The sequence below is a fragment of the Bartonella sp. AA74HLJMH genome (genome assembly GCF_042197045.1).
Taxonomy (GTDB): domain Bacteria; phylum Pseudomonadota; class Alphaproteobacteria; order Rhizobiales; family Rhizobiaceae; genus Bartonella.
Map to the genome: position 1 here is coordinate 1 of NZ_JBHIRJ010000138.1, position 707 is coordinate 707.

Genomic DNA, 707 nt, shown 5'->3' on the forward strand with positions numbered 1-707 from the left:
CCCCCTGTTAACAATTTGACAACATCCTTTTCAATCCGTTGACGCTCTCTAAACGCCGCCTCTTTGAAAGGAATCCAAGCAGCCTTCCCAGCAGCTTTTGCTAATTGTACAGCTGCATCATGTTTACCCGTTGGCATATTGACGTTATGCCTAAATGATATCTTTTCATCCGCTACACGACCTGGTATTCTATTATAAAAATCTGCATAATCGGCTTCTTTTTCGATAACCTTCTTGACCGCAGAAGCTTTATCGGCTCCATAAATCTTTGCAAATCGTTTATACAGATCATTCGTACCAAAAATCTCCTTTGCCTTGGATACTTCATCTTTTGTTTGACCCATACCTTGTAAAAGTTCTGCTCTTGAGCCCTTTTTAAAGTATTCTTGTTGTGCCTTTGGTAATTCATCAAAGATTTTACTGAATTCATCCTTATTAACCGACTTGCTAAGGATTTTGGAACCTTCATCCATGGCATCTAAACGTGAACTATATTGATGATACAATGATCGTGCCTTCTTATATTTAGGCGATATATCATCCATAAGCTCTAATAACTTTTTCTGAATGCCAACTAAGGTATGAACTTTACTATTATCTCCTATCTTCTCGGCTTCATCTCTCATAAGACCAAGTTTAACCTTCGTTTCATGGAGAACACCCATGTTGGGCTTTTCTTTAAGGAGATTAAATTTTTCAGAAGAAAA

General features: G+C 37.6%; 1 pseudogene. It reads right to left on the reverse strand.

Annotation, left to right across the window (positions count from 1 at the left end):
• Nucleotides 1-665, reverse strand: a pseudogene (locus ACFINH_RS10205) (hypothetical protein); the annotation flags it as partial.
• Nucleotides 666-707: the final 42 nt, after the last annotated feature.